This window comes from Mycolicibacterium austroafricanum, from assembly GCF_902705885.1.
Lineage (GTDB): Bacteria > Actinomycetota > Actinomycetes > Mycobacteriales > Mycobacteriaceae > Mycobacterium > Mycobacterium vanbaalenii_A.
Window position 1 is genome coordinate 1 of sequence record NZ_CACSIP010000017.1, and the last position, 18,776, is coordinate 18,776.

At 67.9% G+C, this 18,776-nt stretch carries 17 protein-coding genes; 4 read left to right on the top strand and 13 right to left on the bottom strand.

The window, feature by feature from the left end; genetic code table 11:
• The 5 genes from BEMPMBAN_RS12800 to BEMPMBAN_RS12820 form a co-directional block, all read right to left on the bottom strand.
• A partial coding sequence (locus tag BEMPMBAN_RS12800) for an NlpC/P60 family protein (RefSeq protein ID WP_159230763.1) occupies window positions 1-424 on the bottom strand: 424 nt, incomplete at its 3' end.
• 269 nt (window positions 425-693) lie between these two features.
• Window positions 694-1,830 carry an alkaline phosphatase family protein gene (locus tag BEMPMBAN_RS12805; protein ID WP_159230764.1) on the bottom strand — a complete coding sequence of 379 codons (1,137 nt, stop codon included), beginning with the start codon at window positions 1,828-1,830 and terminating at the stop codon, window positions 694-696.
• 1 nt (window position 1,831) lies between these two features.
• The gene (locus BEMPMBAN_RS12810) at window positions 1,832-2,272 is read right to left on the bottom strand and encodes a response regulator (RefSeq protein WP_159230765.1); all 441 of its coding nucleotides are present in this window, start codon (window positions 2,270-2,272) and stop codon (window positions 1,832-1,834) included.
• Window positions 2,269-3,861, bottom strand: a complete 1,593-nt coding sequence (locus tag BEMPMBAN_RS12815) for a sensor histidine kinase (RefSeq protein WP_159230766.1) — start codon at window positions 3,859-3,861, stop codon at window positions 2,269-2,271. The genes BEMPMBAN_RS12810 and BEMPMBAN_RS12815 overlap by 4 nt, the downstream gene beginning before the upstream one ends.
• The gene (locus tag BEMPMBAN_RS12820; protein WP_159230767.1) at window positions 3,858-5,030 is read right to left on the bottom strand and encodes a PP2C family protein-serine/threonine phosphatase; all 1,173 of its coding nucleotides are present in this window, start codon (window positions 5,028-5,030) and stop codon (window positions 3,858-3,860) included. The genes BEMPMBAN_RS12815 and BEMPMBAN_RS12820 overlap by 4 nt, the downstream gene beginning before the upstream one ends.
• 247 nt (window positions 5,031-5,277) lie before the next feature.
• On the opposite strand from BEMPMBAN_RS12820, the gene BEMPMBAN_RS12825 reads away from it, so the two are divergent.
• Window positions 5,278-6,483, top strand: coding sequence for an acyltransferase family protein (locus BEMPMBAN_RS12825; protein WP_159230768.1), 1,206 nt, complete (start codon window positions 5,278-5,280; stop codon window positions 6,481-6,483).
• 63 nt (window positions 6,484-6,546) lie between these two features.
• Window positions 6,547-7,251 carry an Rv0518 family GDSL lipase gene (locus tag BEMPMBAN_RS12830; RefSeq protein ID WP_159230769.1) on the top strand — a complete coding sequence of 235 codons (705 nt, stop codon included), beginning with the start codon at window positions 6,547-6,549 and terminating at the stop codon, window positions 7,249-7,251.
• A gap of 102 nt (window positions 7,252-7,353) precedes the next feature.
• Here the strand turns inward: BEMPMBAN_RS12830 and katG are convergent, their stop codons facing one another.
• Together katG and BEMPMBAN_RS12840 are read right to left on the bottom strand one after the other, a co-directional pair.
• Window positions 7,354-9,594: a catalase/peroxidase HPI gene (gene katG, locus BEMPMBAN_RS12835; protein ID WP_159230770.1), complete on the bottom strand. Its 2,241-nt coding sequence runs from the start codon at window positions 9,592-9,594 to the stop codon at window positions 7,354-7,356.
• A 36-nt stretch (window positions 9,595-9,630) separates the two neighbouring features.
• Window positions 9,631-10,080 carry a Fur family transcriptional regulator gene (locus tag BEMPMBAN_RS12840; protein ID WP_159230771.1) on the bottom strand — a complete coding sequence of 150 codons (450 nt, stop codon included), beginning with the start codon at window positions 10,078-10,080 and terminating at the stop codon, window positions 9,631-9,633.
• A gap of 83 nt (window positions 10,081-10,163) precedes the next feature.
• On the opposite strand from BEMPMBAN_RS12840, the gene BEMPMBAN_RS12845 reads away from it, so the two are divergent.
• Window positions 10,164-10,457 carry a Dabb family protein gene (locus tag BEMPMBAN_RS12845; RefSeq protein WP_159230772.1) on the top strand — a complete coding sequence of 98 codons (294 nt, stop codon included), beginning with the start codon at window positions 10,164-10,166 and terminating at the stop codon, window positions 10,455-10,457.
• Between the two features lie 41 nt (window positions 10,458-10,498).
• Here the strand turns inward: BEMPMBAN_RS12845 and BEMPMBAN_RS12850 are convergent, their stop codons facing one another.
• Window positions 10,499-11,242: a glutamine amidotransferase gene (locus BEMPMBAN_RS12850; protein WP_159230773.1), complete on the bottom strand. Its 744-nt coding sequence runs from the start codon at window positions 11,240-11,242 to the stop codon at window positions 10,499-10,501.
• A gap of 99 nt (window positions 11,243-11,341) precedes the next feature.
• Here BEMPMBAN_RS12850 and BEMPMBAN_RS12855 point away from each other — a divergent pair, with 99 nt between their 5' ends.
• Window positions 11,342-12,286 (top strand): enolase C-terminal domain-like protein, encoded by a 945-nt coding sequence (locus BEMPMBAN_RS12855; RefSeq protein WP_159230774.1) that lies wholly within the window; start codon window positions 11,342-11,344, stop codon window positions 12,284-12,286.
• A gap of 75 nt (window positions 12,287-12,361) precedes the next feature.
• Here the strand turns inward: BEMPMBAN_RS12855 and aceA are convergent, their stop codons facing one another.
• The 5 genes from aceA to tenA form a co-directional block, all read right to left on the bottom strand.
• Entirely contained in the window at window positions 12,362-14,671 is a 2,310-nt protein-coding gene (gene aceA / locus BEMPMBAN_RS12860; protein ID WP_159230775.1) for an isocitrate lyase ICL2, read from the bottom strand.
• 81 nt (window positions 14,672-14,752) lie between these two features.
• Window positions 14,753-15,394, bottom strand: a complete 642-nt coding sequence (gene upp, locus BEMPMBAN_RS12865) for a uracil phosphoribosyltransferase (protein ID WP_159230776.1) — start codon at window positions 15,392-15,394, stop codon at window positions 14,753-14,755.
• A 17-nt stretch (window positions 15,395-15,411) separates the two neighbouring features.
• Complete coding sequence (locus tag BEMPMBAN_RS12870) at window positions 15,412-16,668, bottom strand: URC4/urg3 family protein (RefSeq protein ID WP_159230777.1); 1,257 nt, start codon at window positions 16,666-16,668, stop codon at window positions 15,412-15,414.
• Entirely contained in the window at window positions 16,665-17,939 is a 1,275-nt protein-coding gene (locus tag BEMPMBAN_RS12875) for a GTP cyclohydrolase II (protein WP_159230778.1), read from the bottom strand. The genes BEMPMBAN_RS12870 and BEMPMBAN_RS12875 overlap by 4 nt, the downstream gene beginning before the upstream one ends.
• A gap of 78 nt (window positions 17,940-18,017) precedes the next feature.
• Entirely contained in the window at window positions 18,018-18,725 is a 708-nt protein-coding gene (gene tenA, locus BEMPMBAN_RS12880) for a thiaminase II (protein WP_200845963.1), read from the bottom strand.
• Window positions 18,726-18,776 lie beyond the last annotated feature (51 nt).

Genomic DNA, 18,776 nt, shown 5'->3' on the forward strand with positions numbered 1-18,776 from the left:
GCGGGGGCTCCATCGGCGGTGCGAGCAGCGGGTCGGCGGCGGGTGGCTCGTTGGCCGGCATGGGCAGGAACATGTGGTTCGTGAACTGGTCCTGATAGGCGCCGCCGCCACCGACCTTCACCCCGCCGCCTTCACCGGAGGACACCGCAGTGCCGTCGGGCAGCGTCACGGCGGTGTGCCCGCTGTTCCAGCCGACCACCAGCGCGCCCGGTTGTGACCCGTGTTGGAAGCCGCGGGCGAGCAGTGCGCTTTCGATGTTGCCGGTGTGGAATCGGTCTCCGTAGACGGGTCTGCCGGTCGCGGCGTTGGTCACCCACGACACCAAGCCGGAGCAGTCCGTCCCCGCTGGGCTGTCACCACCGGTGACGTACGGCGTGCCCGACACTTGGTTGACAAGCGTCAAGAGTGTTGCGAGAGCAAACATGCGACGGGACATTAACAGCGGGTCTCTAAAACGACCAAAATCTGTGACGGCATTCACAATTGACTCAGCTGTGACGAGTGACTCACGAAAACCGTTGCGCTAGGACTTCATTGACCGGCTGCGGCGCCCATCGCCGATAGACAGTCAAAATGCTTGAGCTGCAACTAGTTTCGAACTTCAGCGGACAGTGGAAATGGCCGCTGCCAGCGTCCGCGCGCGCCGTTCAGGGGTGTGGGGCGCGGCGGTCCACCACAGCGGATCAGGCCCGATCAGCCACGGGCCAAGAGCAGCGGGATCATCTGCTCGGCCGCGGTGAGCGACCCGTGCTGTCCTACCAGCGAAGATTCGACCGGCTCAGCGGTGCGACGCAGCATCCCCGACGAACCCTTGGCGGCAGCGACCACATCCCCGATCCGCGGCCGGACGTCGTCGGCGATCCGGTCACCGAACCACCCGGCGGCGATGGCCTGGTCTCGGCTCACGACCCAGGCTCGATCGGCGAGAACTTCGCGCCACAACGCCAGCACGTCCTCGACCGCCCCGGCGCGGGTGTAGAGATGACGGGCACGCACCTCTCCGCCGACCTCCTCCACGCCGTCGCGAAGCGATTCGGTGGCGTCGAGGTCGACCACCTCGGTCTCGTCGAGCGACACCATCCCGTGATCGGCGACCACGGCGAGCAAGCCGCCACTCGGCAGGTTCTCGATGATGGACTCGACCAGCGTGTCGACCTGCCGCAGTTGCATGCGCCATGCCGGTGAACCGGGTCCGTGGAGGTGGCCCACCAAGTCGAGGTCGGCGTGATAGCCGTAGCAGAATCCGCCGTCAGCGATCGCCGTCCGCACGGTGGCCGCCAGATCCCCGAGGGCGTGCACGCCGATGTAGCGACCACCCCGCAACACCGCGCGGGTCAGACCCGATCCGGTGAACTGGGCACCTGAGACCACGCTGACGCGCACGCCGGTGGCGGCGGCCCGCTCGAACACCGTCGAGCGGGGTTGCACCGCTTCGGGGACCAGCCGATCACGCAGATCCTCACCCCAGGGGTGCGGACGCCACCGCAACGCATTGATGACCCCGATGTCGGGCATCCGGAAGGTCATCCCGACCATTCCGTGCTCGCCGGACCGGCATGCTGTCCCCACCGAGGCCAGACCTGCCGCCGTGGTGGAGGGGAAGCCGACCTGCAGTGTCGGCCCGCGCAGGCCGGCGAGCACCGGGGCGTCGGCCGAACAGGCGTCCAGAAGCTCCGCGCCCAGCCCGTCGATGAGCAGTACGCAGGCTCCGCCGACGTCGGCGGCCAGCGGGATGCGCGGCTCGAACTCGGCGACCCCCATCGCGGCCAGTACCGAGGGCACCACATCGGCCAGATGGGGGACTGTGGAATCGGGGCGTGGCAGTTCCATGTCAGAACTGAGGCAGCCGAACCACCTGCACGAAGAACTCATCGATCTGGCGTACCGCGTTCATGAACTGGTCGAGGTCGACCGGCTTGGTCACGTAGGCGTTGGCGTGCAACTTGTAGCTGCGCAGAATGTCCTCTTCTGCCGACGACGTGGTCAGCACCACCACCGGGATGTGGCTGAGATCCGGATCGGACTTGATCTGCTCCAGCAGCTGCCGCCCGTCGTACTTCGGCAGGTTCAGATCGAGCAGAACGAGGTCCGGGCGGGGGGCGCCCTCGTAGGCGCCGCGCCGGTAGAGGAAGTCCAGCCCCTCCTCGCCATCGTGAGCGACATGCAGGTTGTTCTTGATCTTGTTGTGCTCGAAGGCTTCCCGCGTGATCAGTTCGTCTCCCGGGTCGTCCTCGATCAGCAGGACGTCGATGGCGCGCTCAGCCGGTGTCATGTGGGGAATCCTTCCAGTACTGGGGTCTCGGTGTCAGCGGTTGCGACTGGGAGGGTGAAGCGGAAGCGGGTGCCTTCGGTGTAGGAAGTGTCGATCCAGATGGTGCCACCGTGGTGCTCCACGATCTTCTTGCACAGCGCCAGCCCGATGCCCGTGCCGCTGTAGGCGTCGCGTCCGTGCAACCGTTGGAAGATGACGAAGACCTTGTCAACGAACTCCGGTGGAATGCCGATCCCGTTGTCCGCCAACGAGAACAACCAGTTCTGACCTTCTCCCTCAGTGTCCTCGCGGTATTCGATGACGATGCGCGGGACCTCGTCTTCGCGGCGGAACTTCATGGCGTTGCCGACGAGGTTCTGCCACAGCATCGCCAAGAGCGTGGGGTCGCCCTTGATCGTCGGCAGGCCGTCCGGAGGACGCTCGATCACCGCGCCCGTCTCCTCGACGGACGTGGCCAGATTCGACAGCGCGGCGTCCAGCGTGGCGTCCAGGTCGACGTCGGTCTCGGTGGCGTTGAGCCGGCCGACCCGCGAGAAGGTGAGCAGGTCGTTGATCAGCACCTGCATCCGCTTGGCCCCGTCGACCGCAAAACCGATGTACTCGATCCCGCGCTCGTCGAGTTGGTCACCGTAGCGCTTCTCGAGCAGCTGGCAGAACGACGTGACCTTACGCAGCGGCTCCTGCAGATCGTGGGATGCGACATAAGCGAACTGCTCGAGTTCGGCGTTGGACCGCCGGAGCTCGTCGGCTTGGACATCGAGCGCCTCGGTCGCCGCCTGCGACGCCTCGAGTTCCTCGACGATCTGCTCGCGCATCTCGTCCACATCGAGGGCGATGCCCCGGATGTCCTTGGGGCCCATCGGATGAATCGGTTCACCGAAGTTCCCGCGTGCGATACGACGGCACGACATCGCCAGCGCGTTCAGCGGTCGCAACACTGCCTGGCGCAGCAGCACAGCCAACAACAACATCGTCGCCACGAAGGCGCCCAGCATCGCCACCAGCACGCCGTTGCGCCAGGAGCGGATCTGTTCGAGCTCCGCGATACCGTCGCTGCGGGCCTTCTCCAGACCATCGTTCTGAACATCGAAAAGTGTGCGCAGACGGTCGAATTCAGCTTTGCCGAGCGCACGGGACTCCTCGGCGATGACGGTGACGTCACCCGACCGGACGGCAGCTATCAGTGGCTCGGCATACGACGCGCGCCAGGACCCGGAGGCCTGCTCGATGGCATCGAGATCCTCGAGCAGGTCCGGACGGTCCTGCTCGAGGATCCGGATATCGGCCGCCGCCTGCTGCTCGACCAGCCGGCCGTCGTCGTACGGAGTCAGGAACTGCGGATCGGCGGTGATGAGATACCCGCGCACCGCCGTCTCCTGATCGCGCAGCGCGCCCTGCAGTTGGTAGGCCGCCACTCGCGCGGGCTGGATGTTCTCGATGAGCTGACCGGACACCTGATCGGTTCGACTCAACAGCAGCGCCACGGTGATTCCACCGGCCAGCACCACCACACCCATCACCGACAGCACGAGGTACTGCCAGCCCTGAACAGTCAGTTGCGTTGCCCGCAACCGGCGCCGTGAGCTCATCGCCTCACCCGCTCCACCCGCACCACCGCGATGTCGTCGGCGATCCCACCGCTGGATTGCGCCTGCTCCTCGACCGCATCGATCAGCGCGTCGACAAAAGCGCGGCCGGGCAGGGTGGCCAGTGAGCGGGCCAGTTCGAGCAACCCCGCCTCACCGAGCCGTTGGTTGCCCCGCCCGACGTGCCCTTCGAACAGTCCGTCGGTGAGCAGGACCAGTCCCTTGCCCTCGGGCAGATCCACCTGTTGGGGCGCCCAGTCGCCGGCGTGCAGACCCAGCGCCGGACCGCCTGCGGGCTCGACCCACTCCACTGTGCCTCCACCGTGCAACAGCATCCCGGGGTGACCGGCACGCACTGCGGTCAGCAGCGTGCCCTCCGGCGGGATAGCCAGGCTGAGGACCGTCGCGAAGATCCCCTTGCCTGCGCGTTCGGCACGCAGGATCCGCTCCAGCTGACGCATCCGATCCGCACCCCGCAAACCGGCGAAAGTCAATGCGCGCCAAGCAATCCGCAACGCCACCCCGAGCGCAGCCTCGTCCGCTCCGTGACCCGCCACATCGCCGATCATCACGTGGACGGTGCGGTCCGGAGTCTGCACGAAGTCGTAGAAATCACCTCCGAGCAGGGCGTTCTCCCGGCTCGGCCGATACTGGGTGACAATCTCGACACCGGGGCTGTCCAGCAGCAGAGGGGAGGGGAGCAGGCCGCGCTCCAGCCGGGCGTTCTCCCTGGCACGCAGCTGACTGGCATGCAGGTCGACGGCGGTCAGCTCAGCGCGCTTCCGCTCGATGGCATAGCGCACGGCGCGGCGCAACACCTCGGGGTCGACCCGGCCTTTCACCAGGTAGTCCTGGGCGCCCGTGGCCACCGCCGAGATCCCTACGTGTTCGTCGTTGAGGCCGGTCAACACCACGACGGGGATGGTCGCGTCCTGCTTGGCGATGCGGGTCAGGCCGTCGATCCCGTCGGCGTCGTGCAGATGCAGGTCCAGCAGGATGCAGTCGGGCCGGGCGCGGGCGATCTCGTGCTCGGCCTTGGCCATCGACTCTGCCCAGACCACCCGGGTGTCGAAGCTCGCATCAGCGATCAGCTCTTCGACCAGGATGGCGTCCGCCCGATCGTCCTCCACCAGAAGCAGCGACAGTTCCTCGCCGTCATCAGGCACGCGCATGCGCTCCCGAATCCCCCTTGGCGCGCATTCGCGGCGCGCACCACCCTCGATTGACTATTTCCCGAGAATACCCTGGGCCGCGGGTCCCGTCGGCAACACCTCGACGCGGCGTTGCGGACCACCGGGGCTGGGGGCCGCTGGTAACCTCCGACCGGTTGCCGTTCGGGATCGGGGGGAGGCGGCCCTGCGCCGTTTTCACGACCGACGAGCATCGACGACACCGCAGAATCCTGACGAAAAGAGTCGTGTGCGCACCGGTGAGATCAAGGCTTTGTCCGGCCTTCGCATCATCGCCGCCCTCTGGGTCGTCCTCTTCCACTTCCGGCCGCTGCTGGCCCAGGCGTCGCCGTCGGTGAGCAGCGCGCTGGCCCCGATGCTCAACGCCGGCGCGCAGGGGGTGGACCTGTTCTTCATCCTCAGCGGGTTTGTCCTGACCTGGAACTACCTCGACCGGATGGGGCAGGCCTGGTCCACCCGGGCGACCCTGCGTTTCCTCTGGCTACGGCTGGCACGCGTGTGGCCGGTGTACCTGGTGACGATGCACCTCGCCGCGGCATGGATCATCTTCACGCTCAACGTCGGCCACGTGCCCGCCGAGCCCCCGGTGGTCGAGCAACTCAACGCGATCAGCTGGATCCGGCAGGTCCTGCTGGTCCAACTCTGGTTCCAGCCCTACTTCGACGGCTCGAGCTGGGACGGTCCGGCGTGGTCGATCAGCGCAGAATGGTTGGCCTACTTGCTGTTCGGGGCGCTGGTGCTGGTTGTCTTCCGGATCGCATCAGCGACCCGGGCGCGGGGACTGCTGTGGCTCGCGGTCGCCGCATCGCTGCCACCGGTGCTGCTCTTGCTGGCCAGCGGCGTGTTCTACACGCCGTGGAGCTGGCTGCCGCGGATCGTCATGCAGTTCACCGCGGGTGCCCTGGCCTGCGCGGCGGTGCGCAAGCTCCAGTTGTCCCACCGGACCCGGCAGGCCTCCGGTGTGGCGTCACTGGTACTCGGGGGCGCCATCATCGGCGGGCTGTATCTGCTCGACGCCCACCCGCCCGCGTCGATCCACGACGCCAGTGGCCTCGTTGATGTGCTGTTCGTTCCGCTGGTCGTCACGATGGCGATCGGCGTGGGAACCCTGCCCGCGCTGTTGTCCACCCCGATCATCGTGTACCTGGGCCACATCTCGTTCAGCCTGTACATGGTCCACGAGCTCGTGCACACCTCGTGGAACTGGGCGGTGATGCAGTTCGACATCACGTTGACGCCGAGCTGGTCGGCCAAGCTCGTGGTGCTCGGACTGATCGCTGTGGCAGGCATCGGCGCGGCGTTGCTGTATCACCTTGTCGAGGAGCCCGCGCGGCGTTGGATGCGGCGCATGGTCGATACCAAGGCCCCCGAGGAGCGCTCGGCCGCCGACCCACCGCACAACCGGCTGCAGTCGGTCGCGGCGCGCGCCGGATAACCTGGTCGGGCGCCTGCGGCGCGTCACCACCGCCGGTGACGCGGGCGACCCTACGCTGTTCCGGTGAGTCGACTGTTGACTTTGGTGCTCGCCGCCGCCGTGTCCTTCGGCGCCTTCACCGCACACGCTCCTGTGTTACGGCATCACGATGTCCGGCTCACCGATTTCGCCGTCAACCGCATCTCGGTGATCGGCGACTCCTATACGACCGGGGACGACGACGGCGGCATCGGCGCCAAGGGGTGGCCCCCGCAGGTGTGGCGGGCCCTGACCCAGCACGGCATCGCGGTGACGCCGACGGTGGCCGCCGAAGGCGGGGCCGGATACTGCACTCGCGGCAACCGCGGCAGCGTGTACGAGGATCTGACGGTCAGGGCGGTCAAGCCGACCGACGCGCTGGTCGTGTTCTTCGGGTCCCGCAACGACATCGACGTCGATCCCACCCGGTTGTCGATCGCGATGTACGGCACGTTGAAGATGGCGCGTCAGATCGCGCATTCGGCGAAGTTCCTGGTGATCGGGCCGCCCTGGCCGACAGCCGATCCGCCGCCGGCGATCACGCGCATCCGCGATGTGCTCGGTTATCAGTCCGAACTGGCCGGGGCGACCTTCGTCGACCCGATCGCCGCCCGCTGGTTCGTCGACCAACCCGGTTTGATCGGCGCCGACGGCGTGCACCCGACCGACGCCGGGCACACCTACATGGCCGAGAAGCTCGCGCCCCTGATCGGCGCCGCGCTCAACCCGGCCTGGCGCCGCGGACGTTGACTCTGCGTTCCGGGCGGGGGTCGGACTTTCCCGCCCTGCACGCAGACTCAACGCAAAGGAAGGGGCGCCCGGTCAACCGGGCGCCCCTGTCCTTCCACGCTGTTACTCGAGACCCTTTCCGGCGTCGTAACGGTCGGCGTCGAGCACCTTCGACCACGCGGCGACGAAGTCCCTGACGAACTTCTCCTTGGCGTCATCCTCGGCGTACACCTCGGCAACCGCCCGCAGTTGCGAGTTCGAACCGAAGAGCAGATCCACCCGGGTGCCGGTCCACTTCTGGGCACCGGTCGCCCGATCGCTACCCACGTAGGTTCCGTCGTCGGCGGGTGAGGGCTTCCACTCCGTGCCCATGTCGAGCAGGTTGACGAAGAAGTCGTTGGTCAACGCACCCGGCTTGTCGGTGAGCACACCGTGTTTGGTGCCACCGAAGTTGGTGCCCAGCACCCGCAGACCACCGACCAGCACCGTCATCTCGGGAGCCGACAAGCCCAGCAGGTTCGCCCGATCGACCAACCGGAACTCTGCCGGAAGCTGGCCGCCCTTGCCCAGGTAGTTGCGGAAGCCGTCGGCTTCGGGCTCCAGGTAGGAGAACGACTCCGCGTCGGTCTGCTCCTGGGTGGCGTCGCCACGTCCGGAGGTGAAGGGCACCGCTACGTCGAACCCGGCTTCTCTGGCCGCCTTCTCGACTCCGACCACACCGCCGAGAACCACCAGATCGGCGAACGAGACCGCCGTGGCTTCAGAGTTGAAGGCCTGCTGAATCCCCTCGAGCGTGCGTATCGCCTGTGCCAGTTCGTCCGGCTCGTTGACCTCCCAGCCCAGCTGCGGCTGCAACCGGATCCGGCCGCCGTTGGCACCGCCACGCTTGTCGCTGACGCGGAACGACGATGCGGCCTTCCACGCGGTGGAAACCAACTGCGACACAGTCAGACCCGAATCGGCGACGGCAGCCTTGAGGGTGGCCACCTCATCGTCGGACAGGGCTGTGCCCGCCGGCACCGGGTCCTGCCAGACCCAGGTGTCCCGCGGTACCTCGGGGCCGAGGTAGCGGACGGCCGGACCCATGTCGCGGTGCAGCAGTTTGAACCACGCCTTGGCGAACTCCTCGGCGAGCTCGTCGGGGTGATCGAGCCACCGCCGGGTGATGCGCTCGTAGATCGGGTCCATCCGCAGCGCCAGGTCCGATGTCAACATCGACGGATGCGTCTTGTCGGTGCCGAAGGCCGCGGGCACCGAGTTGGCCCAGCCACCATCCTTCGGCCGCCACTGGTTGGCTCCGGCGGGGCTCTTGAACAGCTCCCACTCGTTGCCGTAGAGGATCTCCAGGAAGCTGTTGTCCCACTTGGTCGGGGTATGGGTCCAGATCACCTCGAGGCCGCTGGTGATGGCATCCTTGCCGACTCCGGTGCCCTGCGGGTTACGCCAGCCCAGACCCATCTCCTCCAGCGGCGCCGCCTCCGGCTCCGGGCCGACGAGCTCGGCGTCACCGTTGCCGTGCGTCTTGCCGAACGTGTGGCCGCCGACGATCAGCGCGGCGGTCTCGACGTCGTTCATCGCCATCCGGCCGAACGTCTCGCGGATGTCGAGCGCCGAGGCCAGCGGATCCGGATTGCCGTTGGGGCCTTCGGGATTGACGTAGATCAGGCCCATCTGCACCGCGGCCAGCGGGTTTTCCAGATCGCGCTTGCCGGTGTAGCGCTTGTCGTCGAGCCACTCGAGCTCGGGGCCCCAGTACACATCCTCCTCGGGCTCCCAGCGATCCTCGCGGCCGAACGCGAAGCCGGCCGTGCGGAAGCCCATGTCCTCCAGTGCGACGTTGCCGGCGTAGACGATCAGGTCAGCCCACGACAGATTCTTGCCGTACTTCTTCTTGACCGGCCACAGCAGCCGCCGCGCCTTGTCCAGGCTCGCGTTGTCCGGCCAGCTGTTCAGCGGGGCGAAACGCTGCATGCCGGCGCCGCCCCCGCCACGGCCGTCCTTGACCCGGTAGGTGCCGGCGGCGTGCCAGGCCATCCGGATGAACAGGGGGCCGTAGTGCCCGAAGTCGGCCGGCCACCAATCCTGCGAGGTGTGCATCACCTCGACCAGATCCGCGCGCACCGCGGCGACATCGAGCCTCTGCACCGCTGCGCCGTAGTCGAAGCCGTCGTCGAGCGGGTTGATCACGTCCGGGTTCTTCTGCAGGATCTTCAGGTTGAGCTGATTGGGCCACCAGTCGCGGTTGCTCCCGCCTTCCACCGGTGCGGTGACTCGGCCGAACCCGGCGGGACACCCACCTTCGGTCTGGTCGGTCTGCGCCTCGCCGATCGGGGGGCTGTCTTCGATGGGGCGATCCTCAGGCAAAATATTTCCTTCCGTGGTGGTGGTGAAACGGGCTGATCACGGGTGTGATCGGGGAGTCTGCTGCGGCGAGCAATCGGGGCACAGGCCCCAGTAGACGACCTCGGCTTGATCGACGACGAACCCGTCCAAGCTGCCTGCCGGATCGGATGGGGTCAGGCAAGGAGCCTGGCCCACAGCGCAATCGACGTCGGTGATGGTGCCGCAGGAGCGGCACACCAGGTGGTGGTGGTTGTCGCCGACCCGTGATTCGTAGCGCGCGAGCGAGCCGGACGGCTGGATCTTGCGCACCAGGCCGACGGTGGTCAGCGCCGCGAGCACGTCGTAGACGGCTTGCCTGGACACCTCGGGAAGGACGTTTCGCACGGCACCGAAGATCGTGTCGGTGTCGGCGTGGGCGTGAGCTCTGACGGCTTCGAGGACGGCCAACCTCGGTCGCGTCACCCGCAAATCCGCCAGGCGGAGCTGATCCGCATGGTCGGAGGGCATGCCTACGTTCTACGTTCTTTTTTGGATTGAGTCAAGTATTTGTCGTCAGGTCATCCGCCATCGGGCGCTGTTAGGGTGCCCGGATGATCCGAAACGTGGTTCTCGCCAAGCTGAAAACGGGCTACGACGTCGCCGAGGTTGAGCAGATTCAGCAGGGTCTGCGCAACCTGGACTGCCCGGGAACCCGGCGGTACACGGTGGGAAGCGACGCCGGTCTGCGCGAGGGCAACTGGGATTTCGTGATCGTGGCGGACTTCGAGGACACCGCCGCCTACCAGGGTTACGACGAGGACACCGAGCACAACCGGCTGCGCTCACGACTGGCGCCGTTCATCGACCAGGTGGCCCGGGCCCAGTTCGAGCTTCCCGACTCCTGACCCGCGGCCCGGGACGCCCGGCGCCGCTGAATGGACCGGCGCTAGCCGGACCGGGTGTACCGCTGCGCGAACCCCCGCAGGATCGCCATGGGATGCTCGACGACCCGTTGCCGCGCAGCGTCTTTGAGGGAGTCGGCGGTCTCCGGAGCGAAATACCCGTGATTCTTGTACACGTCTATCCTGGTGCATATTCCGTCGACGTCGAGTTCCGGATGGAACTGGGTGGCGTAGACGTTGCGGCCGACGCGGAACGCCTGGACGGGGCAGGCGGCGGACGTGGCCAGGCGGGCAGCGTGCGCCGGCAGCGATGAGGCCGCCTCCTTGTGGCCGCCGAAGGCGTCGAAGACGTCCGGCAGTCCCGCGAACAGCGGGTCGTCGCGACCTTCCGCGGTGATTTCGACCGTGACGGGTCCCACCGGCTCGCTATGGGATCGGTCCACGACGGCGCCGATGGCTGTGCCCACTGTCCCCACGCCGTAACAACAACCGAGGAACGGGAAATCCCGGTCGATGAGCGCAGTGAGCAGCTCGGCCAACTCCGCCTCGACGCGCTTCTGGGTCGGCGACTTCGCGCCCGGTTCGTCGCTGACGTTGAACGGCCCGCCGCCGAGGATGATGCCCGACCATCGCGACAGGTCGACCTCGCCCAGCGGGCGGTGGGTCAGCCGGATTCGATGCATGCCGCGCTCGTCGACGCCGGCGAACCGCTTCATGGCCCGGTACTCGTCGTCGGCGGCCTCGTCTTCGCCGCGGATCGACAGCAACAGGAACGGGGCGTCGGCCACGGCGTACAGGCTAACCGGGGCGTCGTCGCGGCGGCGCATCCCGGCGAACGGGACCGCGCCCCACCGGCCGACCCCGGCACCGGATAGCGTTGCCGATCAGTGAGAACACTCATCGATTTCGACGACGCTCCCGTGTTCGCCATTCCGGCTGCCGGAGGCGTGCGCGAAGGCGTCCTGGTCGAGGGGCCGCAGGGGTGGGGCGAGTTCAGCCCGCCCGCCGACAGCGACGATGCTCTGGCAGCCCGCTGGCTGACCGCGGCGATGGAACCCAGCACGGTCGGATGGCCCGACGCGGTACGGGGGCGCGTGCCGGTCGCCGCCGCGATCCCCGAGGTCGATCCGGCCACCGCGCACCGACTGGCCGGTGCGGGAGGCTGCGGTTGCGCCCGGGTGGTGGTCGGCGCGCGTCGCGACTCACGCGGCCAGGACTCAGCCCGGGTGGCTGCGGCGCGTGATGCGCAGGGGCCCGGCGCGTCGGTGCGTTGTGTGGTCGAGACGACCGATGTCGACGAGGCGATCGCGACGATCGTCCACCTCGACACGGTCGCGTCCGGACTCGAGATGGTGGAATTGTCCGGCGGCAGTGTCGAATTCGCCGCTGCCGTCAGGCGCGGCGTCGACGTCCCGATCGCCGTGGACGCGCTGCTGTTGAGTGAAGCGGGCCGAGTCGATGCCGCCGACGTCGCGGTACTGCGCTGCGGGCCGCTCGGCGGGGTGCGCCGCGCGATGCGCCGCGCGGACGCGCTCGGATTGCCCTGCGTCGTGAACCTCTCCGCGCTGACGAGCATCGGGTTGGCTGGTGACGTGGCCCTCGCCGCGGCGCTGCCCGACCTGCCGTTCGCCTGTGGGCCTGCCGCGGTGTCGCCGGCGGACGGCGACGTCGTCGCCGAGGCCCGCTCGCTGATGCCCGTCGACGGCTGCTTGCCCGCGGCTCCCATGCCCGCGGCGCCGGACCCCGTCCGGCTGGCGCGCTACGCGGTCACCGACCCGGCCACGATCGGCCGGTGGCGCGATCTACTGCGCCGCGCCGCCGCAGCTTCCTGACTCCGCCGGAACGGTATTCCAGGTCGCGTCCACCCATGGTTTCGCTCCCGGAATACCGTTCCGGCGAAAGGGTGGTCAGTCCTGCTTGCTGATCAGCCTGCGCAGAGCTTCCCGGTCGGGAGCGAGCAGTTCCTCGATCCGGTCCTTGTTCACATCGGCGACGATGATCTCGCCCACCTCCTGGTAGACGTCGCTGAAGATGCCGTGGGACTTCATCTTCTCGGTCTGGTAGATGTTGTCCTCGGTCGGCGTCACGTAGTAGACGATCTCGGCTTTGAACCGATGGATCAGCCAGAGATGGATGACATCCATCAGCCGCTTCTGCCGGAGTTGCTCGGCGAAGGTGTTCTGGTCGCGCACCGTGAGGATGCTGCGTCCGTGCCGATCCTTGATCGGATCGACCACCACGTTGGCGAGCGGCTCTGAACCCTCTCCGAAGCCGTCACTGAAAATACCCAGGTCCAGCACATCCGAGCCGGCGCGCCGTGGCCGCAGCTGCACGCTCAGCTTCTCGGGGAGCTTGTTGTGCTCGCTCCACAGCGCCAGCCACTCCTCCAGCAGCTTCTTGGGCACTTCGGTCTGTACCAGGTGCTGATGCTGTGTGGAGCCCTTGCCCATGGACTTCGTCGTCGCGGTCCGCCCGGAGGACGCGGCCAGCGCGGCATCGCTGCGTGGCCCGCCCACCAGGGTTTGTGGTGTGCGATAGGGCGATTCGACGAGTCGCATCTTGCGCTGCAGCCGCGCCAGGGCGAGCATGCCCTCCTGGCGAAGCGAGGTGGCGAACTCCTCGGAGGCGACACCGTCGACCTGATGACCGCCGTAGGTGATGAAGTTGAAGACGAACCCCATCTTGCCCAGTTCCTCGGGGAAGGCCCGCATCTCTTCGTCGGTCATGCCGGTGGTGTCCCAGTTGAATGACGGCGAAAGGTTGTAGGCGAGCATCTGATCGGGGTAGACCGCGTGTACCGCGTCGGCGAACTGCTTGGCGTCGGCCAGGTCGGCGGTCTTGGTCTCCATCCACAGGATGTCGGCGAACGGGGCGGCGGCCAGCGACTTGGCGATGGCGTACGGGATGCCGCCGCGCACTTGGTAGTAGCCCTCGGGCGTCTTGACCCGTTCGCAGTCCCACGCCACATCGGCGCCCAGTTCCCTGGCCTTCTCTCTGGCCGAGGCCAGCGGTGCATGCTGGGCGAACTCGCGCCATTCCGCGACGCTCATGTCCGACGGTTCGCCCTCGCGGTCACGGAACTCGAGGAGGTCGGCGACCGCGCCGCCGTAGGTGTTCAGCCCGGCGTCCTCCTCCCAGGCATCGACGAAGCTCGACTCCACCTTGTCGAACACCGCGTCGACGGTCGACGTGGACGAATCCGCGCTGTCCTGCCAGGCAGCGGCGGCCTCGTCGATCTGCAGCAGCAGCCCCTGGCGCTCCAACCACGCTTCGGCGACGGCGTACTCGCTGGCGGGCAGCGCGTAGAGCAGGTGGCCGTTGAGTTCGGTCATCCCCTTGTCGTAGAAGCGCCGCATCATGGCCAGGAAGCACGACCGGTAGGCGGGGATCCTGACATTGGTGGCGCCGAGGAGGAAGGGCTGGTCGCGCTCGTCAGCGCGGCTGTCGATCAGGTTCGCCGCCTCGGCGTCGGTGCGCGCGACGATGATGCCCGGCACCCGCATGACGTCCAACTGGAACCGCGCGGTGTTGAGGCGCTTGATCTGCTCGTCGGAGGGCACCAGAACCTTGCCGCCCTGGTGGCCGCATTTCTTGGTGCCGGGACGCTGGTCCTCGATGTGGTACCCCGGCACACCCGCCTCGACGAAGCGCCGGATCAGGTTGCGCACGTGCGGATCACCGCCGTGGCCGGTGTCGGCGTCGGCGATGATGAACGGCCGATAGTCGTAGGCGGGCGTCGCCGCGCGTTGTTCTGCGGTCATCCGTAGCCGCAGGTACTGCTGGTTGCGGTCGGCGGTCAGCAGCGCACGCACCAGGCCCGCGGCCTCCTCGGGCACCTGGCTCAGCGGGTAACTGGCGAGGTCGGGTCCCGGATCCTCACTGATCGACCCCTTGGCCGAGGTGGCCCAGCCGCCGAGGTAGATGCCCTCGATGCCCATCCGCTTCATCACCACGGCCTGGCCGGGAGAGTAGGGCCCGAACGTAGTGATGCTCTTGCCGCGCGAGAACAGATCCCGCAGGTGCGGGTAGAACTCCGTGGCCGCTTCCCGGGCGATCGCGTAGTCGGCGGGGATCGTGCCCCGCTGCTCGGCGACCTGCCGGGCCGTGTAGAGGCGGGTGATGCCTTCGAAGCGGGGACTGTCGATGTAGCTCTGTGTTTCGGCGACATCCTGCTCGAACGGCGTCTGGGGCTGGAGGTCAGCTTCGATGATGGCCATAACTCACAGTACGGCCCGAGATGGGCGGGTGGGAACGATTCGCATGCGGACCATCGGTGGGAGTCACCGCGCCGGGCGGCGTCATTTGGTGCCGAAGATGCGGTCGCCCGCGTCTCCGAGCCCGGGCAGGATGTAGCCGTGCTCGTCGAGTTGCCGGTCGATCGCAGCGGTGTAGATCGGCACTCCGGGATGGGCATCGGCCATCGCGGCGATGCCCTCGGGGCAGGTCAGAAGGCAGACGAACTTGATGGACTTGGGACCGTGTTCGGCCAGCCGGTCCACCGCCGCCACCGCAGAGTGGCCGGTCGCCAGCATCGGATCGACCACGATCACGTCGCGCTCCCGCAGCTCACCGGGCATCTTGAAGTAGTACTCCACCGCGACAAGGGTTTTCGGGTCCCGGTAGAGGCCGATATGGCCGACCCGCGCCGACGGGACCACCTCGAGCATGCCGTCGAGGATGCCGGTGCCGGCCCGCAGGATCGACACGAACACCAACTTCTTGCCGTCGATGACCCGCCCCGTCGTCCGCTCCAGCGGGGTCTCGACCTCGACCTCCTGCGTCGTGATCTCCCGCAGCACCTCGTAGGCCATCAGCACCGAGACCTCCTGCACCAACCGGCGAAAGGTGTTGGTGGATACGTCTTTGCGGCGCAACAAGGTGATCTTGTGCTGGATCAGGGGATGCTCGATCAGGTGCACCCCGCCTGCCCCGAGGGCCATGTCCTCTCCTGCCCGTTCTAGAAAACCGTGCCGTCACTGGCGATGGCCAGCGGCGGAAGACCATCGCGCAGGCGCTGCGCGGACGCGCGTCCGGCGGCCCAGGTGCCACCTTCGAGTACACAGGCCAGCGGCATCCGATCGGCATCCAGTCCCAGCCGGGCACGCACCAGCGGCGCCAACTCATCGAGCAGCGCGACGGTCAGCGCGCGCCATTCGACCACGAGTTCGTCCGCCGGGTTCCAGGTGCGCGTGGCATGGCCGCGGTCCCGCAGTTCCAGAACCCCGGCATCCAGTAGGAGGCCCCCGTTGCGGTACTCGGGCAGTCCGGTCAGGGTCTCGACACCGGTCACCGCGATCCCGGCCCAGACGAACGGTTCGATCAGCGAGTAGGTCAGCCACTGAGACAGCTTGTGCAGTGGCAGCCAGCCCGCGGTCAGGCCGGGGCCGGGGACCGCCCCGTGCCGCCAGCAGTCGCCGAGCGGATGGTCGCCGATGACGTTGCCGGACGGCCAGATCGCAGAGAAGTGGGTCAGTAGCAGCGCCAGGATCTGCTGGGTGTCGACGGATCCTTCGGCGCCGTGCAGCGCGTCGAACAGCCCACCGGGCCTGCCCGGGACGCCGAACACGGCGGGCCGGGCGGCCAGCACGTCACCGAGGCGACGCAACACCTGCACGCGCCCGGCGAGCCCGACGAGTGGGTTGTCCGGCGTCGCCTGCAGCACCCCGGCGAGGCGCTCCTCGGTCAGCGTGCGCAGGGCCACGGCGTCGACTTGCAGCGGCCGGTCCGGATCGCCGGAGAAAGCGCCGGCGACAAACCCGTGCCAGCTGGCGACGGCCAGCCCCTCAGATCGGGTGAACCGCGCATCGACGCCGTCGCGATCCTCGACGAAGCTCCATCTCGGCCCGGCCCCGGCGTCGAGGAGCACGCTGACCACCGCGAGATCGATCATCGCGCGCACCCTCTCCTGCGGGCTGCACGGCGCGAGCCGGGCGTCGAGTTCGGCACGGCGGTCCACTCCGCCGACCTCGAAGTGACGCCACCTGCTGTGGTAGGGGATCTGCAGGTCGGGGTAGCGGGTGCGCGTGACAGCGGCGACGGCATCGGCGGCGCCGCCCAATCCGTCGTCGCAGACGGTGAACCAGCGCGATTCTCCCGAGCGGGCCCGCTGCAGGAGCTGACGGGAGCGTGTCCGGACCTCGTCGGTGCTTCGCAGGATGGCGGCGGCATCGGCGGGGTGTGCGGCGCGCTGCTCGGCGTCGACGGCACCGGTCACGGCTCCAGCCCCCTGCCCTTGGCCTTCCTGAGTTCCTCCGCGTCGGGCGCCACGCCGGGGGTGTAGTACCCGGCCGCGGTCTTGGCGTCCATCTCCACCTGGGCGTCGGCGGGGATCAGCGCATCGGGGATGGACACCCGCTCGCCGACCTCGATGCCGGAGCCGGTGATCGCGTCGTACTTCATGTTGCTCATGGAGACCAACCGGTGGATCTTGCGGATGCCGAGCCAGTGCAGCACGTCGGGCATGAGTTCCTGGAATCGCATGTCCTGCACACCGGCCACGCATTCGGTCCGGGCGAAGTACTGGTCTGCGGTGTCGCCGCCGATCTGGCGCTTGCGGGCGTTGTAGACCAGGAACTTCGTCACCTCACCGAGCGCGCGGCCCTCCTTGCGCGAGTACGCGACCAGTCCGACTCCGCCGTTCTGCGCGCCCTGGATGCACTCTTCGATGGCGTGGGTCAGGTAGGGCCGACAGGTGCAGATGTCCGAGCCGAACACATCCGAGCCGTTGCACTCGTCGTGCACGCGTGCGGTGAGCTCGACCGCCGGATCGGCGAGGCCGCGCGGGTCGCCGAAGATGTAGACGGTCTGGCCACCGATGGGCGGAAGGAACACCTCGAGATCCGAACGGGTCACCAGCTCGGGGTACATTCCGCCGGTCTCCTCGAAAAGCGCTCGGCGCAAGTCGGTTTCGCTGCAACCGAAGCGCCGAGCCACTCCGGGCAGATGCCACACCGGCTCGATGGCGGCCTTGGTCACCTGTGCGGCACCGGTCGAGAGCAGCACCGTCTCGTCGGGGCGCAGCCGCCCTCGCAGGATCGCGTCGCTGATCTCGGGCAGGATCACCTGCGCCTTGGTGACCGCGATCGTCGGACGAATGTCGATGCCGCCGGCGAGTTCGTCGGCGAAGGCCTCGGCGACCATGGCTCCCCAGGGGTCGAGGCTGACGATCGCCGACGGGTCCGCCCATTGCGAATGCGGACCGAAGACGTCGGTCGGCGACGTGTTGGTCAGGTCGGCGCGGTGGTCGCGCGACAACGAGCCCGCCGCGACGGCCAGCGCCCGGTAGACGCCGTATGCGCCGCTATGGGTTCCGATCACGTTGCGATGCGAACGGTTGCCGGTCGTCCCGACGACAGGGCCGCGCAGCACCGCGGTCGTCGCACCCCACCGGATGGCCGGAGCGGCGGTGCCGGCGCTGTGGGAGGTCAGCCTGATGTGGCCCGCCGCAGCCTTCGAGGGAGGCGGTGCGGTCGCGTCGGCGGGCATGATGGCTGTCGACCTCCTCGCTCGAGGGGAAAGCCGCCAGCATAGCCACCGGGAGCCCGGTGCGCCTGCGAGCGTCGTTCAGACTGGCCAGGCTTCGCGTCGATGGGCGGCGTCGAAGAACATCCACTCGTATCGCGACGTGGTCACGAAATGCGCGCGCGCAACTGCTTCGTCGGCCGGCGTCAGCTCCTGGCCGGTCCGGTCGGTCACACCCAGCACCTCGGTGACGGTGGCGACGAAGTCCTCTCCGGCGTAGCTGTCGATCCAGAGTTGGTACCGAGCATCGGTGGAGCCCTTGTCCAACAGCCGGACGCCGACCTCGGCGTAGATCCAGTAGCAGGGGAGCACCGCCGCCAGCCCCTCGGCGAAGGTGCCGCCGTAGGCGGTGGCCAGCAGATAGCTGGTGTAGGCCTGGGTGGTCGGCGTGACCGGGGCGGCGTCGACCGCCTCGATGCTCAGCCCCAGCGCCGGTAGGAGTTCGCCGTGCAGCGCGAGTTCGACGTCGAAGACCTCGGCGGCATGGCGGGCGAACATTGCGGTTTCGGTCAGTGTGGGCGCTTTCGCCCCGACCACGGACAGGGCGCGCGCGTACGCCCGCAGATAGTGCACGTCCTGCGCGACGTACTGGGCGAAGGCGTCGGCCGGCAGGCTGCCGTCGGTGAGCCCGGTGACAAACGGATGCGCGGTGATCGACTCGAACGTCGGCTCGATCTCCGTCCACAGCCGGGTGGACCAGGATCCGGGATCGGCCGGGCCGATACGCGGGGCTGAATTCCTCTGAGTCATGCCGATCATCCTTTCAGCGATGAGTTATCGCCCTACCGTCGGTCTGTACCG